The 16,497-nt window shown below is 62.9% G+C and carries 21 protein-coding genes; 18 read left to right on the top strand and 3 right to left on the bottom strand.

Annotated features, from left to right (window positions below; all coding sequences use genetic code 11):
- Positions 1 to 35: 35 nt before the first annotated feature.
- The 15 genes from hisB to G7A66_RS05630 all read left to right on the top strand — a co-directional run bounded on the left by hisB (position 36) and on the right by G7A66_RS05630 (position 10,111).
- Entirely contained in the window at positions 36 to 629 is a 594-nt protein-coding gene (gene hisB / locus G7A66_RS05700) for an imidazoleglycerol-phosphate dehydratase HisB (RefSeq protein WP_174294742.1), read from the top strand.
- On the top strand, positions 622 to 1,251 hold the full coding sequence (gene hisH, locus G7A66_RS05695; RefSeq protein WP_174294741.1) for an imidazole glycerol phosphate synthase subunit HisH: 630 nt from the start codon (positions 622 to 624) through the stop codon (positions 1,249 to 1,251). Before hisB ends, hisH begins: the two co-directional genes overlap by 8 nt.
- A 78-nt stretch (positions 1,252 to 1,329) precedes the next feature.
- Positions 1,330 to 2,121, top strand: a complete 792-nt coding sequence (locus G7A66_RS05690) for an SDR family oxidoreductase (RefSeq protein WP_174294740.1) — start codon at positions 1,330 to 1,332, stop codon at positions 2,119 to 2,121.
- A gap of 77 nt (positions 2,122 to 2,198) precedes the next feature.
- On the top strand, positions 2,199 to 2,927 hold the full coding sequence (gene hisA / locus G7A66_RS05685) for a 1-(5-phosphoribosyl)-5-[(5-phosphoribosylamino)methylideneamino]imidazole-4-carboxamide isomerase (RefSeq protein ID WP_174294739.1): 729 nt from the start codon (positions 2,199 to 2,201) through the stop codon (positions 2,925 to 2,927).
- A 10-nt stretch (positions 2,928 to 2,937) separates the two neighbouring features.
- Entirely contained in the window at positions 2,938 to 3,717 is a 780-nt protein-coding gene (hisF, locus tag G7A66_RS05680) for an imidazole glycerol phosphate synthase subunit HisF (RefSeq protein WP_174294738.1), read from the top strand.
- A gap of 128 nt (positions 3,718 to 3,845) precedes the next feature.
- Positions 3,846 to 3,998 carry a PEP-CTERM sorting domain-containing protein gene (locus tag G7A66_RS05675; RefSeq protein ID WP_174294737.1) on the top strand — a complete coding sequence of 51 codons (153 nt, stop codon included), beginning with the start codon at positions 3,846 to 3,848 and terminating at the stop codon, positions 3,996 to 3,998.
- 52 nt (positions 3,999 to 4,050) lie between these two features.
- Positions 4,051 to 4,362: a phosphoribosyl-ATP diphosphatase gene (locus tag G7A66_RS05670; RefSeq protein ID WP_174294736.1), complete on the top strand. Its 312-nt coding sequence runs from the start codon at positions 4,051 to 4,053 to the stop codon at positions 4,360 to 4,362.
- A 44-nt stretch (positions 4,363 to 4,406) separates the two neighbouring features.
- A complete protein-coding gene (locus G7A66_RS05665; protein WP_174294735.1) occupies positions 4,407 to 4,796 on the top strand; it encodes a histidine triad nucleotide-binding protein in 390 nt (129 codons plus the stop codon).
- A 105-nt stretch (positions 4,797 to 4,901) separates the two neighbouring features.
- The gene (locus G7A66_RS05660) at positions 4,902 to 5,402 is read left to right on the top strand and encodes a YbgC/FadM family acyl-CoA thioesterase (protein WP_174294734.1); all 501 of its coding nucleotides are present in this window, start codon (positions 4,902 to 4,904) and stop codon (positions 5,400 to 5,402) included.
- Positions 5,399 to 6,106, top strand: a complete 708-nt coding sequence (gene tolQ, locus G7A66_RS05655; protein ID WP_174294733.1) for a protein TolQ — start codon at positions 5,399 to 5,401, stop codon at positions 6,104 to 6,106. The genes G7A66_RS05660 and tolQ overlap by 4 nt, the downstream gene beginning before the upstream one ends.
- The gene (locus G7A66_RS05650; protein WP_174294732.1) at positions 6,106 to 6,555 is read left to right on the top strand and encodes an ExbD/TolR family protein; all 450 of its coding nucleotides are present in this window, start codon (positions 6,106 to 6,108) and stop codon (positions 6,553 to 6,555) included. Before tolQ ends, G7A66_RS05650 begins: the two co-directional genes overlap by 1 nt.
- Positions 6,556 to 6,566: 11 nt before the next feature.
- A complete protein-coding gene (locus G7A66_RS05645; protein ID WP_174294731.1) occupies positions 6,567 to 7,445 on the top strand; it encodes an energy transducer TonB in 879 nt (292 codons plus the stop codon).
- Between the two features lie 4 nt (positions 7,446 to 7,449).
- Positions 7,450 to 8,841, top strand: coding sequence for a Tol-Pal system beta propeller repeat protein TolB (tolB, locus tag G7A66_RS05640; RefSeq protein WP_174294730.1), 1,392 nt, complete (start codon positions 7,450 to 7,452; stop codon positions 8,839 to 8,841).
- A 66-nt stretch (positions 8,842 to 8,907) separates the two neighbouring features.
- Positions 8,908 to 9,426, top strand: coding sequence for a peptidoglycan-associated lipoprotein Pal (pal, locus tag G7A66_RS05635; RefSeq protein ID WP_174294729.1), 519 nt, complete (start codon positions 8,908 to 8,910; stop codon positions 9,424 to 9,426).
- Between the two features lie 157 nt (positions 9,427 to 9,583).
- Entirely contained in the window at positions 9,584 to 10,111 is a 528-nt protein-coding gene (locus G7A66_RS05630; protein WP_174294728.1) for a J domain-containing protein, read from the top strand.
- An 87-nt stretch (positions 10,112 to 10,198) separates the two neighbouring features.
- On the opposite strand, the gene G7A66_RS05625 is transcribed toward G7A66_RS05630, so the two are convergent.
- Positions 10,199 to 11,524, bottom strand: coding sequence for a cystathionine gamma-synthase family protein (locus tag G7A66_RS05625; RefSeq protein WP_174294727.1), 1,326 nt, complete (start codon positions 11,522 to 11,524; stop codon positions 10,199 to 10,201).
- A gap of 284 nt (positions 11,525 to 11,808) precedes the next feature.
- Between G7A66_RS05625 and G7A66_RS05620 the strand changes: the two genes are divergently transcribed.
- Positions 11,809 to 12,027 (top strand): hypothetical protein, encoded by a 219-nt coding sequence (locus G7A66_RS05620; RefSeq protein ID WP_174294726.1) that lies wholly within the window; start codon positions 11,809 to 11,811, stop codon positions 12,025 to 12,027.
- A gap of 133 nt (positions 12,028 to 12,160) precedes the next feature.
- Here G7A66_RS05620 and infC read toward each other — a convergent pair whose 3' ends face one another.
- Positions 12,161 to 12,679, bottom strand: a complete 519-nt coding sequence (infC, locus tag G7A66_RS05615) for a translation initiation factor IF-3 (RefSeq protein WP_170003116.1) — start codon at positions 12,677 to 12,679, stop codon at positions 12,161 to 12,163.
- 120 nt (positions 12,680 to 12,799) lie between these two features.
- Positions 12,800 to 13,507 (bottom strand): ligase-associated DNA damage response endonuclease PdeM, encoded by a 708-nt coding sequence (pdeM, locus tag G7A66_RS05610; RefSeq protein ID WP_174294725.1) that lies wholly within the window; start codon positions 13,505 to 13,507, stop codon positions 12,800 to 12,802.
- Between the two features lie 44 nt (positions 13,508 to 13,551).
- Between pdeM and hemF the strand changes: the two genes are divergently transcribed.
- A complete protein-coding gene (hemF, locus tag G7A66_RS05605) occupies positions 13,552 to 14,448 on the top strand; it encodes an oxygen-dependent coproporphyrinogen oxidase (protein ID WP_232366682.1) in 897 nt (298 codons plus the stop codon).
- Between the two features lie 63 nt (positions 14,449 to 14,511).
- Positions 14,512 to 16,437, top strand: coding sequence for a M1 family metallopeptidase (locus G7A66_RS05600; protein WP_174294724.1), 1,926 nt, complete (start codon positions 14,512 to 14,514; stop codon positions 16,435 to 16,437).
- Positions 16,438 to 16,497 lie beyond the last annotated feature (60 nt).

Below are 16,497 nucleotides of genomic sequence, written 5' to 3'. Positions count from 1 at the left end.
TTGCACGGGTCCGGAGTGCAGCCTATAGGCGCGCCATGCGACACGCCCTGATCACCCGCGACACTGCCGAAACGAAGATTTCAGTCGAGGTGAACCTCGACGGCACCGGACGCTACGAGATCTCGACCGGCATCGGCTTCCTCGACCACATGATCGAACAGGTTTCCCGCCATTCGCTGATCGACGTCACGTTGAAGGTGGCTGGCGATCTGCATGTCGACCAGCACCATACGACCGAAGACAGCGCGCTCGCCTTCGGGCAGGCGCTGGCCAAGGCGCTGGACGACAAGGCCGGGATCGGGCGCTATGGACTTGCCTTCTCTCCCATGGACGAGACTCTGGCGCGGGTCGCGCTCGACATTTCGGGGCGCCCCTATCTCGTCTGGAGAGCGGGTTTCAGCCAGGAAAAGCTTGGGGAGTGGGACACCGAACTGATAGAACACTGGTTCCATTCGGTTGCCCAGACCGCTGGGCTGACTTTGCATGTGGAACTGCTCTACGGCACCAACAATCACCACATCTGCGAAGCGATCTACAAGGGCTTCGCTCGCGCCCTGCGGCAGGCGGTCGAGATAGACCCGCGCAAGGGTGGTGCCGTGCCCTCGACCAAGGGGCAGCTGGGTGGCTGAGAAGGTTGCGCTGATCGATTATGGTGCCGGCAACCTCCATTCCGTACACAATGCGCTGAAGGCAGCGGGCGCTGAAACGATCGAAGTGACTGCCGATCCGGCCGCTCTTGGTCGCTGCGACCATGTCGTTCTTCCCGGTGTGGGCAGTTTCCGCGCCTGCGCCGAAGGCCTGCGCGGCTGCGCCGGTCTGGTCGAGGCGATGGAGCAGCGGGTGCTCCGCGATGGCGTACCGTTCCTCGGCATTTGCGTCGGCATGCAGCTGCTTGCATCGCGCGGGCACGAGCACGGCGAGACGCCGGGGCTGGACTGGATCGGCGGCGACGTCCTGCCGGTCGAGCGAACGGATCCTGCGATCAAGGTTCCGCATATGGGCTGGAACGACGTGGCCCTGCTGCCCCACGCCCGTGAGCATCCTGTGCTCGAAGATGGGGAGGCCTACTTCCTGCACTCCTACCAATTCGTCGCTGACGACGGGCAGGATGTGGCGGCGATGACCGACCATGGCGGCGGCATCGTCGCGGCCGTTTCCCGCGGCAATATTGCCGGAGTGCAGTTCCACCCCGAAAAGAGCCAGCAATACGGAATCGCGATGCTGCGCCGTTTTCTCGACTGGCAGCCCTGATATCGGCCGGGCGAGTGCTCATGAACCGGGAACGGTAGCGCGGGCGGGGCGTCACCCCTGCGAAGGAGCCTGTTCCCCATGCACGATATTCCCAGCCGAACCGAAGCCCGCGATCTTGCGGACGCGCATACAGCCAAGCCTGCACTTTCCGGCCGGAAGGCGATCATTGCGGGGGGCACGACAGGTATAGGACGGGCGATTGCCGTTCTGCTGGCGAGCGAAGGCGTCGATGTCTTCATCTGCGGGCGCGACAAGGATCATCTGGCCGACGCACTCGAGCGCATAGCCGAAGTCGGCACGGGCGACGGGATCGCCTGCGATCTTGCCAAACGCGAGGGGCTGGACAGGTTTTTCGAGGCAGGCGCCAGCCATGCAGGCAGCTACGACATAGCGATCTTCTGCGCCGCAGTTCCGGCAGAAGGCCTCTCCGATATGGATGAGGACGCCATCCGTTATGCCATTGCCGATAATTTCACCGGCCTTGTCGTGGGCGCTCATAAGGCCGTTACACATATGCAGGGTCTGGGATCAGGCAGCGGCGATCTCGTCTTTATCGGCAGCTACTCCACGCACAAGCTGGGCGGCGGATCGACGATCTATGCGGCCACCAAGACCGGCGTTGCAGGGTTTGCGGAGGCCCTGCGCCGCGAGATTGCACAAGACGGCATCAAGGTTTCGCTCATCACCCCGGCGCTGACCGGCAGCGACTTCCAGCCCGACATGGAAGAGGCCGAGAAGCGGGAAAAGATCAAGAACGAGGAAATGATGCGGGCCGAGGACATAGCGGTCGCCGTGCATTACGCGCTGACACAGTCGCGCCGCACTGTCATTCAGGAGGTCGTTCTGGCGCAGCGCAATACCGACGCCTGAAGCGCGGCATCTTCAGGTGCCCTGATCGCTGAAGCGGCATATTGCGCTTTTCCTGCGCCCGGCCTAGCGCAACCGCCATGATTGTCTTTCCCGCCATCGATCTCAAGCACGGCCAGGTCGTGCGCCTCGCCGAAGGCGACATGAACCGCGCCACTGTCTATGGCGACGATCCTGCCGCACAGGCGGAAGCCTTCGCAAAAGCAGGTGCCACTCATCTGCATGTGGTCGATCTCGACGGAGCCTTCGCCGGGGAAAGCCGCAATCGCGAAGCGGTGGAAGCCATTGTCGCCCGCTTCCCCGGTCACGTTCAACTTGGCGGAGGGATCCGTACTGCAGAGGCCGTCGAGGGCTGGTTTAAGCTCGGCGTCAGCCGCGTGGTCATCGGTACCGCCGCCCTGACCGACCCCGATTTCGTGAAATACATGGCGCAGAAGTGGGAAGGCGGCATTGTCGTGGCCGTCGATGCGCGCGACGGCATGATCGCCACCGCCGGATGGGCCGACATCTCCAACGTGCCGGTAGCCGACATGGCGCGGCGCTTCGAGGATGCGGGCGTCGCCAGCCTGCTTTTCACCGACATCGGCCGCGACGGCATGCTGAAGGGTTGCAACATCGATGCGACCGTGGAACTCGCCCGCGTGACGGACATGCCCGTCATCGCCAGCGGCGGGGTGAAGGGGCTCGATGACATCCACATGCTGAGTATTCACGCCGATGAGGGCATCGAAGGGGTGATTACCGGTCGCGCGCTGTATGACGGGCGGCTCGACCTCGGTGCCGCACTCGCCATGGCCGCGCGGGCCTGAAGGATAGGGTATGACTGTCCGTATCCGCGTCATCCCATGCCTCGATGTTGCCGATGGCCGAGTCGTCAAAGGCGTGAACTTCGTCGATCTGCGGGATGCGGGCGATCCGGTGGAGCAGGCGCAGGCCTATGATGCAGCCGGTGCCGACGAATTGTGCTTCCTCGACATTTCGGCAACGCATGAAGGGCGAGGCACGCTGCTCGATATCGTTCGGCGGACGGCGGAGGTCTGCTTCATGCCGCTGACTGTCGGTGGCGGGGTTCGCAGTCCGCAGGATGCGCGTGCGCTGCTGCTGGCGGGTGCCGACAAAGTGGCGGTGAACAGCGCGGCGGTGGAGCGCCCCGAACTGGTCGGCGACATTGCCGACCGCTTCGGCAGCCAGTGCGTCGTCGCCTCTGTCGATGCGCGCCGGGTTGAAACCGGCAATGGCGAGCGGCGGTGGGAGATATTCACCCATGGAGGACGCCGTGCCACGGGCATCGACGCCCTGCTCCACGCACAGGAACTGGCAAGGCTGGGCGCGGGCGAATTGCTCGTAACCTCGATGGATGGTGACGGAACGCGGGCGGGCTACGATCTGGAACTGACCCGCACGATTGCCGATGCGGTTTCCGTGCCGGTCATCGCCAGCGGCGGTGTCGGGTCGCTGGACCATCTGGTCGAGGGTGTGACCCAAGGGCATGCAAGCGCGGTTCTGGCAGCTTCGATATTTCATTTCGGCACGCACACCATTGCCGATGCGCATGAAGCTCTCCGCGCCGCCGGATTACCCGCACGCGCAACTGACTGAAACGTCGTTCGATTGCGCTCGTTGCAGCGCAAATGTTCTGGCGTTCGGTCACACCTGGTCAGGTTTCATTTTGGGACGGGCACCCGATCAGGTTTGCGCATCCTTAAAATCAGGTGAATGGGCGGGGCATGAACTTCACCGAACTCCCTGTCTGGTTTACCGTCGCCCAAGTTGCGGTGCCCGAACCATCTAATATGGCGCTGTTCGGGCTGGGGCTGGTGGGGCTGGTAATCGGCCGCCAGACGGCGAAGCGCCGCAAGCAGGACCGGAACGAAGACTGACTCTGCTGTCCGGGCTTGACCTCTCGCTTGCAGGTTGGGCATGGCAAATTCCATGGACACTCTGAGCAGCCTCGAACGCACCATCGCAGCGCGCAGAGGCGCCGACCCCGACCAAAGCTATGTGGCCCAACTGAACGCTCGCGGTCTGCCGGTCATGGCGCGCAAGCTGGGTGAGGAAGCGGTAGAAACCCTGATCGCAGCCCTGTCCGGCAGCCGGGAAGAGCTGGTCGGCGAGGCGGCCGACCTGCTGTTCCATCTGACTGTGCTGCTGAACGCGAAAGAAGTGGCAATTGCAGATGTGATGGCTGAGCTTGACCGGCGTGAAGGGCTATCCGGACTGGAAGAAAAGGCTGCACGCCATTAAAGACTCCCGGGATTTCTTCCATTCGCAGCAGCAGGAACCTCTTGATGCCAATTGATGCGACCGCACCCTATGACGATCAGAACATCTTCGCGAAGATCCTGCGCGGCGAGATCCCGAGCGAGGAAGTGTACCGCGACGAATGGGCCTACGCCTTTCGGGACATCGCCCCACAGGCTGCGCTGCACATCCTGGTCATCCCGCACGGAGCCTATGTGAGCTGGGACGATTTTTCGACCAATGCTTCGGCTGAGGAGATCGCCGGTTTCGTGCGCGCCGTCGGCAAGGTGGCGCGTGACAACGATCTTGTCGAGCCGGGCTACAGGCTGCTGGCGAACGTCGGCGCGCATGGCGGACAGGAAGTGCCGCATCTGCATGTGCACCTGTTCGGCGGTGAGCCGCTCGGATCGATGATCGCGCGGCGCAGCCAAGGCTAACGCGCCGCTCCGTCCGGTAGCGCCGCCTGTCGCAGCAGGTGGCCGGTTGGTCCATTATCCCGCTTGCCGCCTGCTTTGCCGCTAAGCTAAGGCTTGCATCGCACCATGACGATCTTCCCCCAACCGTCCGGCGGCCGCATCGACGGCGCGCGCCATCTTTTCGCCGTGCGAGCCTATTATGAGGACACCGACCTTTCGGGCGTCGTCTATCATGCCAATTATCTCCGCTGGTTCGAACGTGCCCGATCCGATCTGCTGCGCCTGCTTGACATCGACCAACGCGCTGCGGTCGAAGCAGGCGAGGGGGCCTATGCGGTCGCCGATCTTGCCATCCGCTACTTTCGGCCCGCCCGGCTCGATGACAACGTCCTGATCGTCACCCAATGCACCCAGATGCGTGCGGCCAGTTGCCGGATGCATCAGCGTGCGCTTCGCCTGACCGGTGCCGGTGCAGAAGGCGAAGTGCTGACCGAAGCCTCGCTGCGCATCGGTTTCGTCGCGCCTGACGGTCAGCCTCGGCGTCAGCCGAAGGCCTGGCGCGAAGCTTTCGAGACGTTTCTTAGTTCCGATGCTCCTGAGTCCGAATCACCTGAAAGTTCCGTATGACATCTTTCGCATTTTCCACTCTGGCGGCAGCCGCCGCTCCGGATCGCCTCGACCCGCTGATGCTTTTCCTTGAAGCGGACATCGTGGTGCAGGCCGTGATGCTGGGACTTGTTCTCGCCAGCATCTGGACCTGGATGATCATCGTGTCGTTCTCGGCGCGCATGGCTGCCGTGCGGCGCAAATGCCGCAAGTACGAAGCCGAATTCTGGAAGACGGACGATTTCGACCGATTTATGTCGGAACGCGGCAAGCGCGATATTCCCTCAGCCCGCATCGCCATGGCAGCCGTGGGCGAATGGCGGCGGTCGACCAGCGGCAAGGCTATCGATCGCGAAGGCGCTCGCCAGCGGATCGCCAGCACGATGGAAAGCCAGGTTGCACAAGAAGCCGACGATCTGGCTGACCGGCTGAATTTCCTCGCCACCGTCGGGTCCGTCGCGCCGTTCGTCGGCCTGTTCGGTACTGTCTGGGGCATCATGAACAGCTTCTTCCAGATCGGCGCGCAGGCGAATTCCAGTCTGGCGGTCGTTGCGCCCGGCATTTCCGAAGCCCTGTTCGCAACCGCCATCGGCCTGTTTGCGGCCATTCCAGCGGTCATCGCCTATAATCGCTTCAGCCATTCGGTGAATTCGCTGGAAGCCCGCCTGCAACGCTTTGCGGACCGGTTCCACTCCAGCCTCAGCCGGGAACTGGAGCTGGCCTGATGGCGATGAGTGTCGGATCGGGCGGCGGGCGCAGCCGCAGGAGCGGATCACGCCGCACCCCCATGGCGGAGATCAACGTGACGCCCTTCGTGGACGTCATGCTGGTGCTGCTCATCATCTTCATGGTCACCGCGCCGCTGATGACCAGCGCCGTGCCGGTCGACCTTCCGGACAGCCGCGCCAATCCGTCCGAAGGTGATGCGGAGGACGTGACCGTTACTCTCGATGCGGACGGCTACATCTACATTGGTGATGAACGGATCGCCGTCGGCGGCTTCCCCGACGCGCTGGCGGCCTTGCAGCGCGACGGAGGCGAAACGCCGCAGGTGACGCTGCGCGCCGACCGGGGGCTGGATTACGGGCGCGTCATGGCCGTAATGGGAGAATTGAACCGCGCCGGCTTCAATGCAATCGCGCTGGTCACCAACGGTTCAGCGACAGCGCCATAGCAGGAACGCATATGGTGGGCATCACTCTGAAGCGCGGCGAAGCGATCGGCCTGGGCGTGGCGCTTGCCCTGCATGCCGGACTGGTCGCTGTCCTGCTCATGCAGCCCGAGTTCAACGCCGTGTTGCCCCCGCCGCCGGAGCGGATGACGGTGAGCCTCGCAACCGATGTCGGAATCGAGGCGACTGCGCCCGATCCCGTGCCGGTCAGCCGGGCGGCAACCGCGCCGACCCTTGCGCCGGAGCCTGCACCGAAGATGTCCGAGAACACGCCGGAGCAGGCTGAATTGCCGCTACCGCAACCCGCTCCCCGCGTGCAGCGTGAACCGGAGCCGCGCACCGCGGCTCGGCCGCAGCCTCGTGCGACCTCCGCACCCCGGCCAACTCCGCGGCGGACTGCCGCGCCAGCCGCGCGGCCCGCGCCTGCTGCAAAGCCTGCACCGGCACGCACTGCTGCGGCGAAGCCGGCGGTCAGCACGCCGAAGCGTAGCGGCGGCAGCCGGATCGGCAGCGACTTTCTTCCCGGAGCGGGGTCGAGCGAAACGAGCAGCGAGACCCGCACCGTGGCAGCGGCCTTTGGCGCAACCGAGCAGGCAGCCCTTTCCGCCGCGATCAATCGCCAGCTGAAGCCGCATTGGCGCGCGCCCCAGGGCGTCGATGCCGACCAGCTGGTCACGGTCCTTACCTGGGAACTGAACGAGAACGGATCGCTGAAGGGCCGACCCCGCGTCGTGAGCCAGAGCGGCATCAACGATTCAAACCGCCCGCAAGCGGAACTTCATGCCGAACAGGCGATCCGCGCTGTGCAACTGGCAGCTCCTTTCAACCTGCCATCCGAATTTTACGACAAATGGAGGCGCATCCGTGATTGGCGCTTCGACAGAAGGCTGTAAGCTTATGAAGAAACTTTCATTTCTCCTCCTTTCGGCAGCGGCCTTCTATGCCGCGCCGGCAGTGGCACAGGATCTGGGTCAGGCACCCCCGCCCGATGGCGCGGTGGAAACTCTGGAGGAAGAAACCTCCGGGCTCTCGGGCAGTGTCACCGACGAGTCGGCGTGGCAGGACCTCAGCATCGCCATTCCCGGCTTCGCAACCGATCGCAACGTGGATACGGCAGCGAATGCCAGCGGGACGGCGGCCTTGGGCAAGGAAATCGCTCGGGTGGTCTATAATGATCTGCGCAACAATGGCCTGTTCGAACCTGTCGGTCCCGATGCCTTGCCGCAGCCTTCATACAGCCAGATTACCGCTCCTTCGTGGTCTGTCTGGGGCAATCGCGATGCCGAAATGCTGATCCAGGGTTATGTGCAGGCAGGCGCGGATGGACGGCTGACAGTTGGCTGCTATCTGTACGATGTAGCCCTGAACGACGAACTGGCCCGCGCGGGATGGGTGGTGCAGCCCGGTGACTGGCGCCGCGCTGCGCATAAATGCGCCGATCTGGTCTATGGCCGCTTGTCGGGAGAAGATCCGTTCTTCGACAGCCGCATCGCCTATATCGCCGAGACCGGCCCTAAGGATAATCGCACAAAGCGCCTCGCCATCATGGATAGCGACGGAGCTAATCACCGCTTCATCACTACGGGCCGTTCCACCGCGCTGACGCCGCGCTATTCGCCGGATTACCGCCAGCTTACCTATCTCAGCTATGTCGACGGCAATCCGCGCATCTATGTCTATGACATCGGCACCGGGCAGCAGACGCTGGTCACGGAAAGCGCCAATCCGACCTTCGCGCCGCGCTGGTCGCCCGACGGGCGATACATCCTCTATTCCATGGCGGTGAACGGTAATACCGATATCTATCGCGTGCCGGCGACGGGTGGCACCAGCACCCGCCTGACCGACACGCCGGGCATCGACATCGGCGGGTCCTATTCGCCCGACGGCAGCCGCATCGTGTTCGAAAGCGACCGGTCGGGCAGCCAGCAGATCTACGTCATGAATGCCGACGGTTCGGGCCAGCGCCGCCTCAGCTTCTTCGGCGGACGCGCGGCGACGCCTGAATGGAGCCCGCGCGGCGACCAGATCGCCTTCACCCATATTGGCGGCAATTTCCGCATCGCGGTGATGAACCCCGACGGCAAGAACATCCGCTACCTGACTAACAGCTGGCAAGACGAAGCGCCTACCTGGGCACCGAATGGCCGGATCGTGCAATTCTTCCGGACCGAGCGCGGATCGGGCGATACGGCGCTGTGGCAAGTAGACCTTACCGGGACGAATGAACGCCGCCTGGCCACTCCGGCGGACGCGTCCGATCCCTCGTGGGGACCGATACTGCCCTAAGATCATTGGATTAGAACCGGGTCCGCAATCCATAGAGTTTTCGACCGACAACAGGAGGTAGCACGAATGAATACCCGTTTCGCAATTGTCGCCCTTACGGCCAGCGCATTGGCGCTTGGCGCGTGCAAGAAGGAACCCCCTGAGTCGCTGCCGCCGCAGCCGTTGCCGACCAATGCAAGCAACACGCCCGTGACGGACCCCAATGCCGGGATGAGCGGACCCGGCACGCAGACCCACTTCGAACAGATGGTTAACGGCCAGAACGTGATCTTCTTCGATACCGATCGTTATAATATCGACAGCGCCGACGCCGCTGCCCTGCAGACGCAGGCGCGTTATCTGGCGCAATATCCGAATGTCACCGTGACTGTGGAAGGTCATGCCGACGAACGCGGCACGCGCGACTATAACCTCGCGCTGGGCGAACGCCGTGCCAATTCGGCCAAGAATTATCTCGTAAGCCTCGGCGTGCCCGCAACCCGTGTCCGCACGGTCAGCTATGGCAAGGAACGCCCGGTCGCACTGGGTTCCAACGAGCAGGCCTGGGCGCAGAACCGCCGCGCCGTGACCGTTGTGGTGAACTGATTTCGATCTGAACTGACCTTGAAAGGGGCGGAGCAATCCATATTGCTCCGCCCCTTTTGCATACCGACGTGCCGAAGCGATGCTGCGGCAGGCGGAGGTGGCGGTAGAGCGCGTTTGTGCCTATAGGTTCGGCCATGCATTCCAGGAAGATAGTCTAATGGCCGGTCGGTCGAACGATTGGGGTTTCCCGCGCTGGCGCAGCTATGGCTCCAGCCGCGAGACGACGACGGTGCGTACCTGCGACCGCCACAATTGCGAGGAAAAGGGCGATTGCCCCGCTCCCAAAAGCCCGAACAGCCCGGACCGCTGGTATTTCTGCCAGAAGCATGCGGCCGAATACAATCGCGGCTGGGACTATTTCGAAGGGCTCGACAAGGAGGCCGCCGAAGCGCGCGCCAAGAGCGAGCAGAGCGAGAATGCCGGATACGCCGAAGCGCAGCATTACGGCTGGGGCGGATCGGGTGACGGGACCCGCAGTTCCGACGAATTGCGCGCGCTAAAGGTGCTCGAACTGGAAACGGACGCCGATTTCGAAACCGTAAAGAAGGCCTGGCGTAACAAGGCCAAGGTGGTGCACCCCGATGTGAAGCCGGGCGATGCCGAGGCGGCCAAGCAGTTCCAGACCTTCCAGGTCGCCTATGAGGTGCTGAAGCAGGCCGAGGAACGGCGGGAGTGGAAGGGCTAGGCGCCTCCATCTCGCGCCTGCTCGTCGCACATGAAAAAGGGGCCTGCTTCGCAGCAGACCCCTTCCTTGCCTGGTTGAATTGCCCGATCAGACTGCTTCGAGTGCCTGATCGAAATCGGCAATCAGATCGTCGGCGTCCTCGATGCCGATGGAGATACGCACCAGACTATCGGTAATGCCCAGTTCCTGCCGCCGCCCATGTGCCACTGACAGGTGAGTCATCGAGGCCGGATGGCTGGCCAGCGTTTCCGTTCCGCCCAGGCTGACCGCGAGTTTGGCGATCTTCAGACTGTCGAGGAAACGGAAGCAGGCGTCCTCGCCTCCTTTGAGGAACAGCGAGAATGTCGATCCGGCACCCAGGCAGTGGCGATCGTAGATGTCCTGTTGCCGCTCGTCCTGGATCATGCCGAGGTACCCGAGGCCATCGACCTGGGCGTGGTTTTGAAGGAAATCGCACACCTTTGCGGCGTTCTCTCCGGCTCGCTGCATGCGCAGTTCGACGGTCTCCAGGCTGCGGAGCAACATCCAGGCGGTGTTCGGGTCGCAAATCCCGCCCATCGTGTTGCGCAACGCGCGCACCGGGTCCATCCACTTCTTCGCGCCGCCGATGCTGCCTGCGACCAGATCGGAATGGCCGCCGACATATTTGGTCAGCGAATAGACGACGATGTCCGCCCCCTGATCCAGCGGACGCTGCCACAGCGGGCCGAGGAAGGTATTGTCGATCGCGATAGGCACCATGTTGTCGCCGGTACCGAATGCTGCATCGCGCGCATCCCTCACGGCTTCGACATCGACAAGAGCGTTGGTCGGATTACCGGGGCTCTCGAGGTAGATCATCGCGACCTTGCCGCCCTGATCAGCCGCCTGCTTGCCCGCTTTCGCCAGCACTGCGTCCAGTTCCTCGCGCGTGGCGCCGGCGGGAAAATCGACATAGGTCACGCCGAATTTGCTCAAGACCTTGGCGACGAAGCCTTCGCTGGCGGCATAAAGCGGGCCGGAATGGACGATTACATCGCCAGCCGAACAAAAGGCCAGCATCAGCACGCAAATCGCGGTCATGCCGCTGGAAAAGCACAGCGCGTCTTCCGCGCCGTCCCAGATGGCGAGGCGATCTTCCAGAATTTCCTGATTCGGACCGTTGAACCGCGAATAAACGAGGCCCTCGGCGCCGCCGGGCCGCTGGCCGGTGATCCCTTCGAAATGCCGCTTGCCGGCAGCAGCACTTTCGAATGCGAAGGTGGAGGTGAGGAAGATCGGTGCCTTCAGCGACCCTTCAGACAGGGCGGGGTCGTAACCATGCCCCATCATCAATGTACTGGGCTTGACCTCGCGCCCCGCGATCGTGGTGATTTCCGGCTTGGGTTTACGGCGCGGCGTCGGGGTTTCGGCGGCATCGACAGCATCTGTCATGTCGGAGGCTTCCTTGCATCATATTCCCCCAGGAAGGCGGGGGTGGATAGCTAGGGGCGACCAGGGTTCCTAACCTCCGCAGGAACGCATCTTCGCCACGCGCTGAACTGATTTTGCGATTAATTCCGAACGGGCAGGTTTTCAACCGCCGGGATGAATCACGCGTGATGAAACTGGTGGAATACGACAGCGCGAGGCTGTGATGCGACGCATCGCGACAGGTTCGGAACAGACAAACTCCCATGCCGTTATCCCATTACATTCGATCGCAGAAGGATATTTGCATGAAGATACGGAACATACTTGCGCCCATGGCCGCACTGTCGCTGGCTGCCAGCCCGGCAGTCGCACAAACCGTTCAGCGCGATGCCGCACCGATTACGGCCGAAAACGAACTGGCCGGCAATTCGGCAGCAATCCCCATTCTGTTCGGCCTGGTTCTGGTCGGCATCACTTATCTGATCGCAGAAAGTGATGACGACGATAATTTCATCAGCGTTTGAACATTACGCCTCACGATCAAAGGGCGCGCCATTGCGGCGCGCCCTTTTTGTATGCAGCGCCATTTTGTATGCAGCGAGGTCAGGCGGGCATCATGATCGCCATTGTGGCAACCACGATGCAGTCCCGAAAAATTCACTTGGGTGAGAGCACCATTAGCATCTGACGGCCCTCGAGCCGGGGAAATGCCTCGACCTTCGCCGTTTCCGACGTGTCGTCCTGCACCCGCTTCAACAGATCCATGCCCAAATTCTGGTGCGCCATCTCGCGGCCACGGAAACGCAGGGTGACCTTCACCTTGTCGCCATTGTCGATGAACTTGTGCACGTTCCGCATCTTCACGTCATAATCATGCGTGTCGATGTTGGGGCGCATCTTGACCTCTTTGATGTCCTGGGTCTTCTGCGACTTACGCGCGGCATTGGCCTTTTTCTGCGCTTCGAAGCGGTGCTTGCCGACATCGAGAAACTTGCAGACCGGCGGATCGGCATTGGGCGATACCTCGACCAGGTTCAGGCCGACTCCGGCCGCCTGTTCGATCGCCTCGCGGGTGTACATCACGCCGACGTTCTCGCCGGTTTCATCGATGACGCGGACCTTGTCGGACTGGATCATGTTGTCGTAGCGCGGGCCGCTCTTGATGGGCGGTTGCATGGTGCGCCGGGGTGGACGGGCTATGGGGCAGTCTCCTGAAATTGCCGAATTGTAAGCCGCCGATATAGGGAGCATTGCTCCGTTGCGCCAGTGCTCAGTTGCAGAACGCCGGCATTGCCGTCAGGCAGCGGACCGCCACAGGGGAAACTGCACCAGCCGCCCTGCTGCAGGCAGTACCGCATCGATCTGCGAAGCAGGCTGCATCGCCTGCAGAATGGCGGGATCGGCGGCATCCATCCCGCCGGTCAGCACGCCGAAAGCGGGCAGGATCATCCGCCCCGAACCATTGGCGTCACGGCTGACGACCGTGCAGGCCCGCCTTATCCTGCGCCGGCGAACCGAGACTTCAAGCCGCGGGTGATAATGTCCGGAAAGCTCGGGACGCGATTCGCCTTTCAGCGCACGGTGGCGAAGAACCACACCATCGATCAGTAGTTCATCTGCCATGGTGCCGCCCGCCTTCACTTCCGGGGCCTTGCCTTCCGCATCTTCGTCGTGATTGCCGGTAATCCAGACCCAGTCGACGATCCGCGTCAGCGCGGCCAGCATGCCGGCGGCGTGCGGTTCCAGCCTGTCTGCACCGCCCGCATCGTGGAAATTGTCGCCAAGAGTATAGACCCGCCTTGCGCCGGTTTCGCGGATCGCCAGTGCGACCCTCTCCAGCGTTTCGCGGCTGTCATACGGCGGCAACATCTGCCCATACCGCGCAAAGAAGCTGGCCTTCTCCAGATGCAGATCCGCTACCAGAAGCGCGTTCTCTCGCGGCCAGAAGACCGCCCGGCCCGTGGTGAGGAGGAATTCCTGATTGGCGAACGAAAGGGGAACCATTGGGCCCACTTGCCGCAAGGCCAATCCGGTGGCAAGCCAAAAGCATGATGCAACGCGACACCCCATCATCCGGCGCCTCCGCCGATCCGGCAACCGACACCCGCACGGCACAGGCCCGCGCCTGGTTCGAGGATCTGCGGACCCGTATCTGCACATCCTTCGAGACGATCGAGCAGGAGCAGGGCAGCGACGCGCGCTTCGACTTTGCCGAATGGCACCGGGAGGAGGAGGGCAATCCGGCTCCTGGCGGCGGTGTGCGGGGCGTGATGAAGGGCAAGGTTTTCGAGAAGGTCGGCGTGAATGTCTCGACCGTACACGGCAATTTCGCGCCTAAATTCGCCGCCAGCGTGAACGGCGCCAGTGCCGAGAACCCCGCTTTCACCGCCACCGGCATCAGCCTGGTCGCGCACATGGCCAATCCACGCGTCCCGGCGGTGCACATGAACACGCGTTACCTGACCACCGGCAAGGCCTGGTTCGGGGGCGGAGCGGATCTTAATCCACCGATCCCATATGAGGACGACACGGCGGAGTTCCACGCCGCCTTCCGCGCGGCCTGTGCAGCGCATAATCCCACCTGGTACGACCGGTTCAGCAAATGGGCGGACGAATATTTCTACATCCCCCACCGCGAGTGCCATCGCGGGGTGGGCGGCATTTTCTACGATCATCTCGAATGCGAGGACGATGCCGCTTTCGAAAGGCACTTCGCTTTCACTCGCGATGTAGGTGAGGCTTTCCTTGCCGTCTTCCCGCGCATCGTCAGGCGGCGCATGGACAGCGATTTTGACGAAGTGGACCGCCAGCGCCAGCTGGAATGGCGGGGCCGCTATGCCGAATTCAACCTCGTCTATGACCGCGGCACCCTTTTCGGCCTCAAGACCGGCGGCAATATCGACGCCATTCTCATGAGCCTGCCACCGCACGCTGTCTGGAACTGAGCTTCAGCGCGACTTCATATTGTTGCCTCTATGCCGGGCAGATTACTTTCTCCGGAGAATTTCATGCGTTCCGCCCACCGTTCCACTGCTGCTGTCCTCACGATACTTCTTGCCACCGCCGCCTGCACCACCGTGCCTGCCGGATCGCAGAACGCGATGCAGACGGCAGCCATGGGTGAGGCGATGGTCGCGCCTATTCTGACCAGTGCGGATGCCGTGGACGAACTGACTTTCGCGCAGCCGCAGATCGCGCGGGTGACGCATGTCAATCTCGACCTCGATCTCGATTTTGCGAATCGCAATGTGGGCGGCACGGCCGTTCTCGACATCGCGGCGCGACCCGGCGCGGATGAGATCATCCTCGACAGCGACGGCTTGCGGATTGCTTCCGTTACCGACAATGCAGGAAACGCGCTGCCCTTCACTGTGGGCGAACGGGTCGACGGCATGGGCGAACCTATCACCATCGCAATCGGTGACGCGCGCCAGATCGCCATCCGCTACGATGCGGCGATGGATGCAGGCGCCTTGCAATGGCTTTCGCCCGAACAGACCGCCGGGGGCGAACATCCCTTCCTGCTCAGCCAGGGGCAGCCGACGCTGAATCGCACCTGGATCCCGACGCAGGACAGCCCCAGCATCCGCCAGACCTGGGAAGCGCGGGTGAGTGCCCCCGAACCGCTGAACGTGGTGATGTCCGGCCTCAGCGGCGGCGAACCCGTGGACGCGCCGGGGAACAGGCGTATCTTCACCTTAGCGATGGACAAGCCGGTGGCGCCCTATCTAATCGCGATTGCGGCGGGCGATATCGAGTTTCGCGCCCTCGGCCCGCGCACCGGCGTCTGGGCCGAGCCTGTCGTCATCGACCGCGCTGCCTATGAACTCGCCGATACCGAACGCATGGTCGCCGCCGCAGAGGATCTGTACGGCCCCTATCGCTGGGGCCGCTACGACATGATCGTCCTGCCCCCCAGCTTCCCCTATGGCGGCATGGAGAACCCGGTCATGACTTTCCTGACGCCGACCTTCATTGCCGGGGACCGCAGCCTTACCGGCCTCGTCGCGCATGAGTTGGCTCATAGCTGGTCGGGCAATCTGGTCACTAACGCCAATTGGACCGACAGCTGGCTGAACGAGGGCGTGACCTCCTACTTCGAGAACCGCATCGTCGAGCAGATCTACGGCAAGGAACGTGCCGATCAGGAAGCTGCCCTCAGCTTCGCCGCGATCGAGAACACGCTGGCCGAGGTCGGGATGGAAGCACCCGGAACTGCTCTGCACCAGCCGGTGAACGCCGACCCAGTAGGCAGCGCCATCGTCTATGATAAGGGTGCCTATTTCCTGCGAACGGTGGAGAGCATCGTCGGCCGTGAACGCTTCGATGCCTGGCTGCGGCAATGGTTCGACAATCATGCCTTTCAGCCCGCCACATCCGCCATGCTGCTGGAGGATATGCGCCGCAATCTCGTCCGCGACGAGGCCGAGGCGCAGCGGCTGCAACTGGCCGAATGGATCTATGAACCCGGCCTGCCCGATAATGTTGCGCGGCCCGATCCTGCAGCCTTCGCCGAAGTGGATGCAGCGGCGCGTGGCTACACGGCGGATCGCCGCCTCGATCGCGACGCATGGGCCAGCTGGTCGTCCGCCGAAAGGCAGCGCTTCCTTGCTGAAATCCCCCGCGATCTTGATGCGGTGCAACTCCCTGCGCTGGATTCGGCGCTGGACCTGTCTGCGTCGGGCAACAATGAGGAATTGTTCCTCTGGCTCGATCTGGCGCTTGCCAATCGTTACGAACCCGCGGTGCCTTTTGCGGAGCGCTTCCTCGCGCAGGTCGGGCGGCGCAAATTCGTCGCGCCCCTGTTCGAAACGCTGATGGAGCAGGGCGAATGGGGCCGGACCATCGCCCGGCGGATCTATGCCGAAACCCGTCCCGGCTACCATTCCGTGACGACCGGAACGGTCGACGCATTGTTACAGCCGAGGAGCTGAGAGCGGAAGTTCGCTGCGCTAAATCGCAGGGCAGGGCGCATTAGCGCTTGCCCTGCGGCC

This window comes from Alteripontixanthobacter muriae (assembly GCF_013336795.1).
GTDB classification, from domain to species: Bacteria; Pseudomonadota; Alphaproteobacteria; order Sphingomonadales; family Sphingomonadaceae; genus Pseudopontixanthobacter; species Pseudopontixanthobacter muriae.
Note: the sequence above shows the minus strand (reverse complement) of the source record. Positions and strands in the feature narration are given on the sequence as shown.